The sequence below is a fragment of the Maribacter confluentis genome, from assembly GCF_030505015.1.
Lineage (GTDB): Bacteria > Bacteroidota > Bacteroidia > Flavobacteriales > Flavobacteriaceae > Maribacter > Maribacter sedimenticola.
In genome coordinates this window covers 2,269,241-2,284,691 of sequence record NZ_JAUKUC010000001.1, presented here as the reverse complement: position 1 = coordinate 2,284,691, position 15,451 = coordinate 2,269,241, and the positions used below count along the sequence as shown (strand labels likewise).

16 protein-coding genes are annotated in these 15,451 nt (G+C 36.6%); all 16 read right to left on the bottom strand.

Going from position 1 to position 15,451, the window contains the following annotated elements:
* Positions 1-13 precede the first annotated feature (13 nt).
* The 16 genes from dut to Q2T41_RS09915 all read right to left on the bottom strand — a co-directional run bounded on the left by dut (position 14) and on the right by Q2T41_RS09915 (position 15,318).
* Entirely contained in the window at positions 14-448 is a 435-nt protein-coding gene (gene dut, locus Q2T41_RS09985) for a dUTP diphosphatase (protein WP_144803777.1), read from the bottom strand.
* Complete coding sequence (locus Q2T41_RS09980) at positions 445-1,905, bottom strand: lipopolysaccharide biosynthesis protein (RefSeq protein ID WP_304435957.1); 1,461 nt, start codon at positions 1,903-1,905, stop codon at positions 445-447. Before Q2T41_RS09980 ends, dut begins: the two co-directional genes overlap by 4 nt.
* Positions 1,906-2,091: 186 nt before the next feature.
* The gene (locus tag Q2T41_RS09975; protein ID WP_304435956.1) at positions 2,092-2,433 is read right to left on the bottom strand and encodes a hypothetical protein; all 342 of its coding nucleotides are present in this window, start codon (positions 2,431-2,433) and stop codon (positions 2,092-2,094) included.
* A 145-nt stretch (positions 2,434-2,578) separates the two neighbouring features.
* Complete coding sequence (locus Q2T41_RS09970; protein ID WP_304435955.1) at positions 2,579-3,799, bottom strand: TCR/Tet family MFS transporter; 1,221 nt, start codon at positions 3,797-3,799, stop codon at positions 2,579-2,581.
* A gap of 137 nt (positions 3,800-3,936) precedes the next feature.
* Complete coding sequence (gene atpG / locus Q2T41_RS09965) at positions 3,937-4,797, bottom strand: ATP synthase F1 subunit gamma (protein WP_304435954.1); 861 nt, start codon at positions 4,795-4,797, stop codon at positions 3,937-3,939.
* Positions 4,798-4,878: 81 nt separating this feature from the next.
* Positions 4,879-6,459, bottom strand: a complete 1,581-nt coding sequence (atpA, locus tag Q2T41_RS09960) for a F0F1 ATP synthase subunit alpha (RefSeq protein WP_089258434.1) — start codon at positions 6,457-6,459, stop codon at positions 4,879-4,881.
* A gap of 58 nt (positions 6,460-6,517) precedes the next feature.
* Entirely contained in the window at positions 6,518-7,057 is a 540-nt protein-coding gene (gene atpH / locus Q2T41_RS09955; protein WP_089258432.1) for an ATP synthase F1 subunit delta, read from the bottom strand.
* A 9-nt stretch (positions 7,058-7,066) separates the two neighbouring features.
* A complete protein-coding gene (locus tag Q2T41_RS09950; protein ID WP_304435953.1) occupies positions 7,067-7,567 on the bottom strand; it encodes a F0F1 ATP synthase subunit B in 501 nt (166 codons plus the stop codon).
* Positions 7,568-7,661: 94 nt separating this feature from the next.
* Entirely contained in the window at positions 7,662-7,853 is a 192-nt protein-coding gene (gene atpE / locus Q2T41_RS09945) for an ATP synthase F0 subunit C (protein ID WP_089258428.1), read from the bottom strand.
* Between the two features lie 42 nt (positions 7,854-7,895).
* On the bottom strand, positions 7,896-9,065 hold the full coding sequence (gene atpB, locus Q2T41_RS09940; protein WP_304435952.1) for a F0F1 ATP synthase subunit A: 1,170 nt from the start codon (positions 9,063-9,065) through the stop codon (positions 7,896-7,898).
* Positions 9,066-9,152: 87 nt separating this feature from the next.
* Entirely contained in the window at positions 9,153-9,542 is a 390-nt protein-coding gene (locus Q2T41_RS20775) for a DUF6168 family protein (RefSeq protein WP_222430302.1), read from the bottom strand.
* Positions 9,543-9,547: 5 nt separating this feature from the next.
* The gene (locus Q2T41_RS09935) at positions 9,548-9,772 is read right to left on the bottom strand and encodes an AtpZ/AtpI family protein (RefSeq protein WP_089258414.1); all 225 of its coding nucleotides are present in this window, start codon (positions 9,770-9,772) and stop codon (positions 9,548-9,550) included.
* Positions 9,750-10,169, bottom strand: coding sequence for a bactofilin family protein (locus Q2T41_RS09930; RefSeq protein ID WP_089258409.1), 420 nt, complete (start codon positions 10,167-10,169; stop codon positions 9,750-9,752). Before Q2T41_RS09930 ends, Q2T41_RS09935 begins: the two co-directional genes overlap by 23 nt.
* A gap of 3 nt (positions 10,170-10,172) precedes the next feature.
* Positions 10,173-12,728 (bottom strand): type IX secretion system periplasmic lipoprotein PorW/SprE, encoded by a 2,556-nt coding sequence (gene porW, locus Q2T41_RS09925; RefSeq protein ID WP_304435951.1) that lies wholly within the window; start codon positions 12,726-12,728, stop codon positions 10,173-10,175.
* 349 nt (positions 12,729-13,077) lie between these two features.
* Positions 13,078-13,797 (bottom strand): ABC transporter ATP-binding protein, encoded by a 720-nt coding sequence (locus Q2T41_RS09920; protein WP_304435950.1) that lies wholly within the window; start codon positions 13,795-13,797, stop codon positions 13,078-13,080.
* 51 nt (positions 13,798-13,848) lie between these two features.
* Entirely contained in the window at positions 13,849-15,318 is a 1,470-nt protein-coding gene (locus tag Q2T41_RS09915) for a DUF5687 family protein (protein WP_304435949.1), read from the bottom strand.
* Between the last annotated feature and the right edge of the window lie 133 nt (positions 15,319-15,451).

The window sequence follows — 15,451 nt, the reverse complement described above, 5'->3', positions numbered from 1 at the left end:
GTAGAAATTGTTATTATTTGATACCTGTACTACCAAAACCGCCAGTACCCCTCTCGGTTTCTGACAAAGTATCCACTTCATGCCACTGTGCACGTTCATGCTTTGCAATGACCATTTGGGCAATACGTTCCCCGTTTTCTACGGTAAACACCTCATTGGATAGATTTACCAAAATCACTCCTATTTCTCCCCTATAATCGGCATCAATAGTACCAGGAGCATTGAGTACCGTAATTCCTTTTTTGGCCGCCAACCCACTTCTTGGTCTAACTTGAGCTTCAATTCCCACAGGCAATTCCATAAATAGACCAGTAGGTATAATTGCTCTTTCCAACGGTTGCAAGGTAACGGGATCCTGTAAGTTGGCCCTTAGGTCCATACCTGCAGAAGCATTGGTTTCGTAATGCGGTAATTCGTGACCGGAAGTATTGATTATATTAATCTTCATCTGTTTAAAAATAATTTTTTAAGGTTTTCAAACTCAAGTTTATATACCAAACCAAGAAACAAAATCAATAATGGAATGCCTACATATAGATTTCTATCAAAAATGTAAAATGATAGGGTAGAAAACAAGACGGACACTCCTAAATAAAAGATAATTTTTCTAAAGTTATATGGAATAGGGTAATACATACGTCCAAAATAAAACGATAACATCATCATACTACCATATGCCAATAATGTGGCAACTGCAGAGGCCATATATCCAAAATAAGGAATAAACACAATATTGATAATTATGGTCAACACGGCACCGATCATAGATATATAAGCTCCAAATTTTGTCCGATCCGTAACCTTATACCAAACGGAAAGGTTATGATAAATACCTAAAAAGAAACTGGCCAAAAGTATTAAAGGTACAACGGGCATTGCCTCCCAATATGCAGAATCCCTAACGAACATTATTTTAAGCACATCTGAAAAAACAACAACCGCCAATAGAATAATACTCCCCAAGACCACAAAATAATTGGTTATTTGGGCATATGCCTTTTGTGGGTTTTTAGTATCGGAATGACTAAAAAAGAACGGCTCTATACCCATTCTAAATGCCGTAGCAAATAGCGTCATAAACACTGCAAGTTTTATACAAGCACCATATTTACCTACCTCGTCACTTGCTATTTCAACAGGTAATATCTTTTCCAATAATATTTTATCAAGAACCTCATTAACGGTAAACGCAATACCAGCTACCATGACCGGCATTGCATATGCAATCATTCTTTTCCAGATATCAGTATCAAATATGTAGGGTCTCCTTAAGTAAACCCGTAACATTAACAGGAGGGTCACCGCGCTTGAAACTAGATTGGATATCAATATATATGAAATTTCAAAATTTTCCCTATACATGGAAGCCAAAATTCCCGTACTTTCCTCGGATACAAAATTTGGCAGCAAGATCAAAAAGAAGGAATTTAAGCCTAAATTCAAAATAACGTTAATCAATTTAATGATGGCATAGCGCATGGGTCTTTCATTGGCCCTTAACCAGGCAAAGGGAATTATGACCAATGCATCTAGCGCCAATATCCAAAAAACGTACCCAATATATTCAATGGAAATCTCTAGAATATGTGATAATGAATTTTTAAAAATAAACCCGATCAATAAAAAAAGTGCAGTAGAACCTAGTATGGATAACAGTGAGGTAGAGACCACCTTTTTCCTATTATCGAGCTCTTTATAGAATCTGAAGAACGCTGTTTCCATACCATATGCCAAAAAAACATTGAATATGGCAAAATAGGCGAATATTACGACCACCTGTCCATAGGAACCGGGCCGCATTACCCCAGTATAGATAGGCACCAATATTACATTGAGCATCCTTGGCAAGACAGTCGCCAAGCCATAGATAGCTGTTTGTTTAAAAAGTTTTTTGAGTGGATTCAATCACTATACAATTCAGACAATAAAAGTACCTATTAAAAGCCTAGATACAAAGCTAGTTTTAACTCTAACCACCATAAATTAGAATACCACTTTAATTTATATCCAAATTTGGATATTTAGATGGCTTATTCCTATAACAATTGAACTCCCTCAACAATGTTTAAAGAAAAAAGGGTTGAACCAAGCTTATTCCTTCATCTGTAACTGCTTTAGTTTGGATAGCTCTTGTCCTATCTGTTTAAATATAAAAAGCCCCAAAACAAATAAAAGTACTACAGAAGAAATCAAAATGTACGCATAAAATCCAGCGGACATAGTCGCCTTGAACAAGGGTAATAATGTCAAAAACCCGATAATATATACTGCTATGGAAAATGGAGTTACCAAGAAATGGACTATTTTCCTGAATATATAATACTTGGTGAGGTCATGTTTGAAAGTGGCTGAATTTTTTATAAAACTAAGCTTTCTAGACTGCCGTAAACTATAAAGTTCAAACCCAATCCTTAGTAATAAGCTTAAGATCATTAATCCGATTGTGAGTTTCCCGAAAAGGTAATGGCAAATAAGAGTATGAACATTACATTTTTAATTGTAGTCATCATAAGAGTTTTAATTATTTACCCTTTAGATTCAAGAATTAAAAAATGTTACGTCAATTAAATAAAAAAGTTTATTCTGGCTCTACATCCATTCGTTTTATAGCAGTAGAAGCCAAAATAAATGCGCCCAATAAAAATAATGCGGCAAGGGCATATGGAGCGCCCGGAAAATAAAAATCGGTCTGTGGGCGGATAAAATAGTAAAAAACCGGGGCAAAGATAAATTGACCCAAAATTGCAGTAATACTGACCAGACCAGTTATGGAACCTTGCAGAATTCCCTGTTCCTTTTCCGAGACCTGGTTGGAAATTACCCCTTGTACCGTTGGACCTGCAATTCCGCCCAAAGCATAGGGAATTAAAAAAGCATAGAGCATCCAAGGCTCCGTGGCAAAGGAAAAGAGAAACATACCAACGGTCCATAACAAAAATCCGAAAATAATAACTTTTCGTTTTCCAAATTTTTTCACCAGTACTCCCACTAAAAAACCTTGTACCACTGCAACCAACAAACCTACGACCATAAGGGAAAGTCCTATTTGTCTTGGGTTCCAATCATACCGTTCTATACCGTAATAAGACCATGTAGACGGTAATGCCTGACCGGCTAGGTTTGCTAGAAAAAAAGCAGATATCAATAATAAGATTCCTTTATAATTTCTAAGTGCTACCAATGAAACACCAGGAATCATTTTCAATAGATTGATCTGCCTTCTATTGGCAGGAGTCAAAGATTCCGGAACAAAGAAATACCCAAATAAAAAATTAGCGAACGTAAGACCTGCAGCAATATAAAACGGTAATCTAATATCTATTTCGCCAAAAAAACCTCCTATACCTGGTCCAATGATAAAACCTATGCCAAAAGCGGCCCCGATCAACCCAAAGTTCTTGGCTTTGTTGTCTTTTGTACTGATATCAGCTATATATGCGGAAGCAACAGTAAAACTTGCACCCGTAATCCCTGCCAAGAATCTTCCTAAGAATAACCAAGTTATTGTAGGTGCCCAAGCGTGTATCATGTAATCTACACTTAGCCCTAATAATGCCAATAAAAGAATGGGTCGCCTACCATACTTATCTGAAATTTCTCCAAGGACTGGGGAAAATAAAAACTGCATTCCCGCAAAAGCCGTGGTAAGCCACATGCCATAAATTATAGCCATATGATTACCCTCTCCGGTCAATTCCATGATTAAATCAGGAATGATGGGTAGAATTATACCGATACCAATGACATCAACAAGAATGGTTATGAATATAAAAAGTAAGGCGGTTTTATTGGATTTCATGGTGAAGACAAAAGTCGGGTAAAAAAAGGAAAATTAAAGCAATAAAAACAAAAACCCCACTGGTGAGTGGGGCTTTTATTTATTGTTTAAAGCGTTAACGATTTAGACAACGTGAAGTCATCTGTATTTGAACATTCTTAATTGTTCAATGCTTCTGCACCACCAACGATTTCTAAAATTTCATTGGTAATTGCTGCTTGTCTTGCTTTGTTATATGTCAATTTCAATTGGTCACGTAGCTCGGTTGCATTATCTGTAGCCTTGTGCATTGCGGTCATACGTGCACCGTGTTCACTAGCAAATGAATCCCTTATGCCCTTATACAATTGTGTTTTTAAAGATTTAGGAATCAGTTGCTCTATAATTTCAACTTTAGAAGGCTCAAAAGTGTAATCTGCACTTACATTACCTTCAATCTCCAATGGTACGATTGGCAAGAACTGTTCGGTCATAATAATCTGGGTAGCCGCATTCTTGAATTTATTGTATACAATTTCAATTCGATCGTAGGCCCCTTTTGTAAAAAGGCCCATTAAGTGTTCGGCAATATCAGCAACATTGTCAAAATTCAGATCGTCATATACCCCGCTATAATTAGCGATTACATTATAACGTTTTCCTAAATAGTCATTTGCTTTTTTACCTACGGCAACAAAATCAACGTCTTTCCCTTGATGAACGTTCTCGGCAAGATGTACGGATTGCTTTAAAATATTGGTATTGAACGCACCACAAAGCCCTCTGTTGGATGTGATGGAAACAACTAATACCTTCTTGACCAAACGGTTATCTGCATATACGCTACCGGAATCCCCTTCTAAACTGGCACTTAAATTCTGAAGCAGTTCAGTTAGTTTATCGGCATAAGGTCTCATGGCCGTTATGGCATCTTGAGCTTTCTTCAATTTTGCGGCAGATACCATTTTCATGGCACTGGTAATCTGCATCGTTGATGAAACCGATGAAATCCTATTTCGTATTTCCTTTAAATTTGCCATTTTTTTCAGTATTTAGTAAAAAGTACAACGTATTAAGTTGTTTCAACACTTTGTACTTTTTACTCAGTACTCAGTACTTTTTTAATTCTTATATTTCGCAGAAAGCTCTTTACAAACAGAAGTCAATGTATCTGTTACTTCATCAGTAAGTTTACCTGCCTTCAATGTATCAAGAACACCTCTATGCTTAGCGTTCAAAAACTCCAAATAATCACGCTCGAATTCCTTTACTTTCTCAACAGGTACATCTCTTAACAGGTTTTTGGAACCAGCATAGATAATTGCAACCTGATCTTCTACAGTAAATGGATCGTTCTGAGCTTGCTTTAAAATTTCAACGTTTCTACGTCCTTTTTCAATTACGTTCAATGTTGCAGCATCTAAATCAGAACCAAATTTAGCAAAGGCTTCCAATTCACGGAACTGTGCTTGATCTAGTTTCAATGTACCGGCAACTTTTTTCATTGATTTAATCTGAGCGTTACCACCAACACGAGATACAGAAATACCTACGTTAATTGCCGGTCTAACACCTTGGTTGAATAAATCTTGTTCTAGGAATATCTGTCCGTCAGTAATAGAAATTACGTTCGTTGGGATATAGGCAGAAACGTCACCTGCCTGAGTTTCAATAATTGGTAAAGCCGTTAAAGAACCACCACCTTTTACCATTGGTTTTAACACCTCTGGCAAATCATTCATTTCTTTTGCGATATCATCATCATTGATAACTTTTGCAGCACGCTCCAATAATCTAGAGTGTAGGTAGAAAACGTCACCTGGGTAAGCCTCACGACCTGGTGGTCTTCTTAACAAAAGGGATACCTCACGGTAAGCAACCGCTTGTTTGGATAAATCATCATATATAATCAATGCAGGGCGACCTGTATCACGGAAATACTCACCAATAGATGCTCCGGTAAACGGTGCATATACTTGCATTGGTGCAGGGTCAGATGCGTTAGCAGCTACAATGGTAGTATATGCCATTGCGCCTTTATCTTCCAATACTTGAGCAATACCGGCAACAGTAGATGCTTTCTGACCTATGGCAACATAGATACAGTAAACAGGCTCACCGGCATCGTAAAATTCTTTTTGGTTCAAAATGGTATCGATACAAACTGTAGTCTTACCAGTTTGACGGTCACCAATAACAAGCTCCCTTTGTCCTCTACCAACCGGGATCATCGCATCAATAGCTTTAATACCGGATTGCATTGGCTCGGTTACAGGCTCTCTATAGATTACACCTGGAGCTTTACGCTCAAGTGGCATCTCGTAAGTATCACCGGCAATAGGTCCTTTACCGTCAATTGGGTTACCTAAGGTATCCACAACACGACCAACAATACCTTCACCAACTTTAACAGAAGCGATACGTTGGGTACGTTTAACGGTATCCCCTTCACCAACTGACTTTGAAGGTCCTAAAAGAACCACACCAACATTATCTTCTTCCAGGTTAAGAACGATACCTTCAAGACCACCTTCGAACTCAACCAATTCCCCATACTGGGCATTGGCTAATCCGTAGATTCTTGCGATACCATCACCTACCTGTAACACAGTACCTACTTCGTCCAAAGTAGCGGTAGCATCAAATCCTGATAATTGTTTCTTTAAAATTGCTGATACTTCAGCGGCTTTTACTCCTGCCATTTTTAATTAGATATAAGATATTAGGTCATGGATTAAAATCCTGGACCTTATATAGTTATTATAGACTATTTGAAAATTCTCTTGTAATATTACTTAGCTTATTGGAAATGCTAGCATCATACTGCAGATCACCCACCCTTAAAATAAAACCGCCAATAATGCTTTCATCAATTCTATTCTCAATGGTTACCTCGTTACCGGTAATATTGGCCACTTGTTTCAGTACCTTCTTTTCCATTTCGGCACTTAAGGGAACCGCAGTTGTCACGTAAGCTACATCTTTTCCTTTCAATTGCTCGTTAAGAATGATATATTTCAATGCAACTTCATTCAACATTGCCACACGTTTGTTGTCTACCAACATACCTATGGTACCTTCCGTAATTGCATGACTACCTTTAAAAATTTCCGCTAAAGCACTTTTTTTGGATGAACCGGAAACCACTGGGCTTGCAAGTACATCTCTTAACTCCTTACTATCAGAAATGGTAGATGCAATTGATCGCATGTCTTTTTCAACGGCACTCAAGGCTTTTTTTTCCTTGGCCATATCCAATATTGCCTTTGCGTAACGTAATGCAGCTCTAGATTCGCTCATACTATTATCTTAGTTAAGTTTGATGTCGCTCAACATTGAATCTACCAATTTCAATTGTTTATCATTGCTAGACAATTCTTCCTTTAAGACTTTTTCGGCAATGGCAACGGAAAGTTGTGCCACTTGGTTTTTGATATCCGCAACTGCCGCTTTCTTTTCACTTTCAATAGCCACCTGTGCCTGCCTCAACATTTTATCACCTTCTGCCTTTGCTTGTTCCTTGGAATCAGCGATCATTTTCTCCTTGATCTCACGAGCCTCCTTCAACATAGCCTCACGCTCAGCACGTGCCTCTTGTAACATTTTCTCATTGTCAGCCTGTAAATTCTGCATATCTGCACGCGCTTTGTCTGCTGCTGCCAATGCATCATGAATACCAGATTCTCTTTCGTTCAAGGAATTTAAGATAGGCTTCCAAGCAAATTTCACCATTAAAAAGATTAATGCTAAAAATAAGATTGTCATTACAACGAATAACCCTGGTGAAAAATCGTTAATTATAGTTTCCATTACAACATTTTTTAAAATACTAAATCAATAATTAAAAGCATCCTCTGTAACCAACCGTTACAGAGGAATGTTTTTTAAGTTCACGTTGACTTAATTAACCTTTACCTAAGATTAATGCACCGAAAGCTAAACCTTCTAGAAGTGCCGCAACGATAATCATCGCAGTTTGAATTTTTCCTGTCGCTTCCGGCTGACGAGCAATACCTTCCATTGCCTTACCACCGATTTGACCAAGTCCAATACCTGCTCCGATTACTACTAAACCTGCTCCAATTAAATTGTACATAGTAAATTGATTTATATATTAAATTAAATAAAACTCTCTTTTTTAAATAAAATCCGCTCTTACATCTTCCGCATCTGGAACATCGTGTCCATTAGCTTCATGTTCGTGCTCATGATCATGTTCCGCAACTGCCATACCTATAAAAAGTGCCGATAACATTGTGAAAATGTAGGCTTGTAAAAAGGCGACTAAAATTTCAATTAAAAAAATCAAAATTGACAAAATCAAGGATAATCCTGTTGCACCTGCCGTACCTAATGATTCCCTCAAAACAAACATGATTGCAATTAAACTCATAAAAACGATATGACCAGCAGTTATGTTTGCAAACAAACGAACCAATAAAGAAAACGGTTTAATTAAAAATGCTCCTGCCAACTCAATAATCGCCAAAACCGGCCTTATCAAAACAGGAACTCCTGGCATCCACAACATATGCATCCAATAATCTTTATTTCCACTAAACGTATAGATAATTAAAGTGAAAATTGCCAAGGCAGCTGTAATTGCAACTTGCCCTGTCACGTTAAATCCAAAGGGAGTCAACCCTAAAAGGTTTAAAATCCATACAAAAAAGAATACAGTTAATAGATAACCTGTAAATTTTCTATACTTTTTCTCACCAATATTTGGTTTAGCTATTTCATCTCTTACATAAATAACCAATGGTTCTAATATCCGTCCAAATCCAGTGGGGACTTGTTTCTTAGCATATTGCCTTGCTAAAGAAGAAAATGCAATTAACATGAACAACCCAACTAACAAAATTCCCATGACACTTTTTGTAATAGAAAAATCTAGTACTTTGTGCGCATTTGTTGCGTGATGCTCTTCATCAAAAATTACTGATTCGGCACCAGCATCAAGTTCATAAATCTTAGAATGTAATTTTACGAAATTGGCACCGTTCTTTTCTACGATAACTTTACCATCATCGTCATGATGAAATTGAGAGGACATAAAAGTAACCAACCCTTTGCTTGACCATAAAATAACAGGAAGTGGAAAACCTACATGCTTACGTTCCCCAGAATCAGTAGTGTAGGAAAATAAATGAAAGTCATGCGCATCTTTAATATGATGAGCAATATATGCATCTACCTCTGCTTTGGTGTCTACCGCTCCCTCTTGTCCTTCATCTGAAAATGCAAAACTTTGTAGTGAAAAACATACTGTAAAAACTAATACTAACGTTTTCAAAACTTTCTTCATCCTTTATTATTGAAAATTAAGCTCCTGAAATTTTGCGCAAAAATAGTTATTATTAACCTAATCTATGCAATTTTAGAGCTTTAAAATTTAAGCTTTTTTGCTTCTCATCAATTTTGAAATGAAAATCACTTCAAGCGGCAAAAATACAATGACCGGAATTAATAGGGAAGCCCTGTAAAAACGGGGCAATAGATTATCCCCTAAAAGTTGTGGATAAAAAAGGCTGGTGAAAATTACGATCTTAAAAACTAGCAAACCCATATAAATGAACCCAAGTTGGTCAAAAAATTTTTTAAATTGAGCTAAAATTGTAAAGAGGATAAGCATCCCTAGTGAAAAAAACCCATGAAAAAGATAGGCCTTTTCTAACAGAGGCTTAAAAGACCCTTCATTTACCAATGTATATAAATGAATAAAATAAGAAGTCGTGCCCACAAAAATGAACACGACCAGTAGTATGAGAATATTTTTTAACAATTGACCTATTTATTTAGGGCCATTACTTTTTTAATGACCAAATATATGGACAAAAATACGGCAAGTAATGTAATGGTATCCTCTAAATATGTTTTTTTGAACTTGACATCTAACCACTCTCCCAACAGGTTGCCTAAATAAATGGTAGCCCCCATTTGTATGGCAATACCTGATAAACTTGCTGCCGTTCTTAACAATCCGGATTTATCATGAGGCTTTTGCGGCTTCATGACTGCTATTTTTAAAGTTAGATGATCCTTGGCCTTTTTTTCCGCCCATAGTACATGAAGCATTAAACGTTGCTCCTGGTTCTACAGCCAATTTATTTACGGAAACGGTGCCTTCAATTACCGCAGATGCTTTTAAGGAAAGTAAATCAGAAACCATAAGTTCGCCGTTAAAACTGCCTTCAATATCTGCATTGACACATTCCACTTTACCGTGAATATAGCCATCCTTACCAATAACGACTTTTCCGGATGTTTTAACATTACCATCTAATTTACCATCAATTCTAAAGTCTGCCTCTGAAATGATATCTCCTTTTATCTTAGTGTTCTTCTCAATTCTATTAGGTTGCCCACCTATCTCATTCATACTCTTAGGTTTTTGTCTGTCTGAAAACATTGTTCACGGTTTTGGGGTTAAAAGCGTATTTCTATAATCAACTATATTCTTATGTACTTGTATGATTTTATAGTTCTCTGATAAAACTACGAAATTCTCATCAGCAACGCGGTAATCCTTATTGTTTTTTAAAAGCTCCGCATACCCCAAGGCAAAATCCTTTGACTTAAACCCGTGTACTACTACGAACTGGTCTTCTAGGTTATATATATCCTTTGATATGGTATTTTTGTATCTAAGATCCTTGATGGATTTTTCTAGTAGCTCCATTAATTTTAAAGCCTTTTCGTTATTGCTTCTCTTGAACGGAAAAACCACTTTCCAGTTAGAAGTACCTTTAGAGTCCGTTTCTGGGGAAAATTCCTTAGGTTCTAATTTAGGTAATTGTTCTGCCACCATTTGTTCTGCCTTTTTGCCCTCCGGATTATTAGGGTAGGTCAAGGCCACGTAGTTCAAGGCTTCCTTAAAATACTCGAACCCCTGCAACCTGCCAACGGCATTAGCCTTAAGCATTTCAAATTTGGGAACAATAGGATCACCGGTAAATCTGTTGATATTTTCCTCAGCACCTGTAATGACCTCTAAAAATCGCTGTTCGTTAAATTTCTTGAACAATGTTTCATATCGTTTTTCAGGACTGTCAGAGTTATCTGTAAGGATTGCCTGTGGATTCAATAAAATTTCGGCATATCTAGAATCCCTATGGTTTGCGATGATATCCGCTTTCATTTTTTCCTTTAACGGACTATTGACTTCTTCGTATATCTTATACAAATTGTACTTGGACGGTAGTATAAGACGTTCCTCTGCATTGGAGGCTAAAACATCTTCCAGCTTGCCGGCTGCCAAAAGATTTTCATTGAATTTTTCTTTATATATCAAGCCTAATTGATAATTTGCAAAATTGCGTTCTGCCTTTAAACTATCTATTACGACAACATCTGTAGGTAAACGGTCCATGTAATAGTCCAAGGAGAATTTTTCATCTTCACTAACCACACTAGTACTATCAGTGGCGCCTAAAGTAGTCTGCTGAACCACATTTTCCCTAGTACTGATAGTTTTATCTGACCAACGCCAATCATCGGACAACTCCCTATTGCCCCAACGGTTCTTAAAATCATTCTGGCCATACCCTAAACTGGTAATATTATAAAAATAAAATTTCCCTTTGTTTTCCTTTCCGCCCTTACTTTTATTAAAAGCGGCAAAACCTTCTGTTATCCTGTCCTTCTCTTTTTTCTGGGCTGCTTCTTCTGCTTTTTGCAACCCTTCTATATGCTTGCCAAAATAGGCCAACTGCTCTTCTTTGGACATATTATACAATGTTAGAACACTGTCCGAATATTGAACAATATCCTCATACTTGATGACATCTTCCAAATTGTCCAACTTTCTTTTTATGGAACGATATTTTTTGGTGTTTTCCGCCAAATTTGTGAGCATACTGTCATAATATGCACCCGCAGCTTTGTAGCTGCTTCTGTCAAAATTGTATTCCGCAAGGTTTTCATAGTTCAGCGCATTGAGCTTGGGTTTGTTTTGCGAAGCCCTGAGCGACTTATTGAAATAAAAAATTGCCAAACTATCTGAAGCTTCGGCCAAGTGAAATTCAGCGATCTGCCTATATATTTTGTCTAAAAATGGCCTATTCTCCCTGTTTTCTTCCATATAAGTCAGGAATTCCAACACTTCCTCCCTATTCTCTGGAGTTATCTGGGTATTTTTTAATTTTTCTATCTCGGCATTGATCATATATACCCTGGGAGACTTCCTGTTCAGTTCAATGACCTTATCAAAAGCATAGTTGGCGCTGTCCTTATATCCCAGCTGATTATATAATTGCCCAATAATATAAAAGTATCTACCCTTTTCAGGGTTCTTTTTAGTGTAATGTGTTGCAATCTTAAGATTTTGCACTGCGGTATCCGGGGCATTTAGATTAATATATGCCTGGGCCATCATTGCACGGGCATCTGCATATTCCTGATCCTTTAATTGCTCATATTTCATTAACCGTTTAAGGTTTTTAATGGCAAGGTCATCATTTTCCAAACGTATATTGACTTTTTCTCTCCAGATACTGGCTTCGTTCAGTTTGTCACTTTCAGTGTATTTGTTAAGAATGTAATTAAAGGATTCTAGAGCAGGTATGTAACGTTCGTCAAAATAACGTGCCTTTCCCAATAAAAGAAAAGCTTCATCCGTTTGTGGATTTCTTTCCTCGTCCTTAATATCCATACTATGCCGCTGTATGGCTTTTGTGGCTTTTTCTTCTGCCTTTATAAAATTGGGATTATTATCTTCTGAATCCAATTTAACCTCTCCACTTACCTCTAGGCGTTCAATGGGGAGCAATTCATAATAATCATCTTGGTATGAATCGTTTAGCGTATTACGCCCTTCCTCAAAGGCGATATTACCATTGTACAGCGTGTTGTATTTGGTATTTAAGGCATGCCAATTACGATTGATAAAAGCATCCTTTTTTGTGGAACATGCAGTAAAGAGCACAATTCCCAAAACACCGGATAAAATAAGTTTTTTTCTAAGGTTCAAAATACTAGGTATACGTATGTATGTTTAACTTAAAAAACGTCATATTATTATACAGTTCATCGGTAAAATACATATTTGTCCCAGACCGATCTTAATGATTCAACTATTTTACAATAGAATTTATAGACTGGCGAGTTTGTAAATGGCCCAAAAAGTAAGAATTGAGTTTAAAATCAACGTTTTAACGATTTATTCAAACAAATACCCGATCGTAAATTATTTTAAAGGAGGGCACAAAATCACTAAACAGACCAATTAGTCTTTTAGTATTAGGTACAAATGCTGCTAACAGTTAAAAGAGGCTTTAATAGGTAAAAAGATAATGTCCCTAAAAAAGTATGGTTTCAGCTTATACAATAGCTGTTTTTTCACTCTCCGCTCCAAAAAAGACTTCAAGCTCTTTTAAGGTTTCCGCAGAAGTAACAATATCCTTTACGACTTCTCCTTTATTCAAAACTACTATACGCTCACATACTTCGGTTACATGAATAAGATCATGACTAGATACCAATACGGTTACGTCTTTTTGGGCCGCCAATTCTTTAATAATTTGCTTTAATCGTATTTGGGTGGTTGGGTCCAAATTTGCAAAGGGTTCGTCCAAAATGACCACCTTGGGGTTTCCAATAAAAGAGGCAACGATACCTGCTTTTTTCTGATTTCCTTTAGACAGGTCCCTTAAGTATTTTTTCTGGCCTAAAATCTCTCCATGAAAAAAATCCTGATATTGTTCCAACAACGTATCCACATCTGCCTTATTCTGCCCTCTGAGGTCTCCAATAAAATAGAAATATTCCTCTGGTGTTAGATACCCTATCAAAAAAGTTTCATCTATAAAGGAAGATGTAAAGGGTTTCCATGCTTCACTAACGTTCACCTGGACTTCATTATTAATTATATGTCCCGTTGTAGGTTGTATTAAATCAAGCAACAAACTAAAAAGGGTTGTTTTACCTGCGCCGTTATTGCCCACCAAACCAAAACTTTGACCAGAAGGAATCTGTAACGACTCAATGTTCAATACTTGCTGTGTTCCGTATTTTTTGGATAAGTTTTCTATTGTTATCATAAGCTTATATTCTATTTTTAATTTGTTTAATCTGCACGATTTTAAAAACTGCTAACTGGCCTTTTCCTTAAAACCGGCAATCATTCCATATTTCTTTTTCCTGTACTGTACCGTAATGATATTCAACAGATAATTTTTCATTAAAAATCCAATAATACCCAATACAGATAATACAATTACCGCAACTTGCAAATTAAAAATGTAATAAAAGATGGAAAAGATAATGATGGGAGCTACCAATACCGGGAGCATAATTAGAAATTGCGTGGCGCTGGTTCCTTGCATGTTTCCGAACGGACTTTGATCTAATTCTATTCTTTTCTTATTAAAGGAGCCAAAATATAAAATGACCGGTATATTAACACCTAAATTGTATAGTGCACAACCAAAATTAATGGCCAAGGCATCCCATCCAAAATATACATAAGGAATAGTCAAAAAGAACATGGCTACCACACTAACCGTTATAAGGGAAGCTTTTGAATCCAAATATTTTCGCATAGGTATGTTCTGCGACATCATCATACTATAATAACTGCTGTCCCAAGCTGGAATAAACTGTCCAAAATTGCTTAGGAAAATACCTGTCATAAATATGCCAACAAAAGCTTTCATAGGCATCATACTACTATAAATGTCCTGAGTATAGAATACGAGGCCATAGAATACAAAGAGTATGGAAATAAAAACTTGCGATTTGGTACGTTTATTTCGCCAAATCATTTTAAGATCTAATTGGAGAAAGGACCCCATTTCGCCAAATCTTCTAGTCCAGGACATATCTGATGTATTTGCCTGAACGGATTTTGGTTTTAAGGTTGCATCCAAATAAATCTTGTTACGTAAATATCCATAATTGATATAGTATACCAATACGGCCAAGGCAATGGGCACAAATACTGTAATGGGATAAGCATAAAGGGCATGAAAAATAGGGGCAAAAAATGTTTTTACTGAAAACATCCCAAAATAATCCAACCCATAGCCAAGGGCAAGTACACTACCTATACCAATGAGTACTTTTTCGTTTTTATTGACCAATAAATTGACATAATTAATGCAAAATACAATGGCCATAACGCCAATTGTCCATAATACAACATTAAGCACAGGGTAGTTGTTGAACAATAGCACAATTGCAAAAGGTACAATAAAGAACAAAGTCAATAAATTATAGATAGATGCCGCAGACCTTCCCAAGATATAATGCGCTATGGTACTTTTCTTTACCGGAGTGGTTAAAAAAGGCTTTATATCCATCACCGGAAGTTTTTGCATAAAATACCGCAAGAACAATTCAATCAATATCCAATACACAAAATATTGGCTAATGCTCCACATTGGGCTTTGATCGGGAAATACTTTCTTTAAAATGAAATACATACCCGTACCCATACCGGCAAGGGACAAAAGCATATAGACCCCAAAAAAACCCATTAAGATTTTAATGCCAAGACTTTTGCCAAGGTTGGATGACCTAAAAAAAGATTTCCATTGTAAGGAAGAAAAGCGTTTGAACATTGAGTTGGTTTTTAGCGTACATGCTATAAGTAATAAAAGACTTTGAATTGTTACAAATTGGATAAATTAAAATTCCCGAAGAACGGAAACAAACACTTTAACCAATTTCATTTTACATTTAAATAGTTCCTGG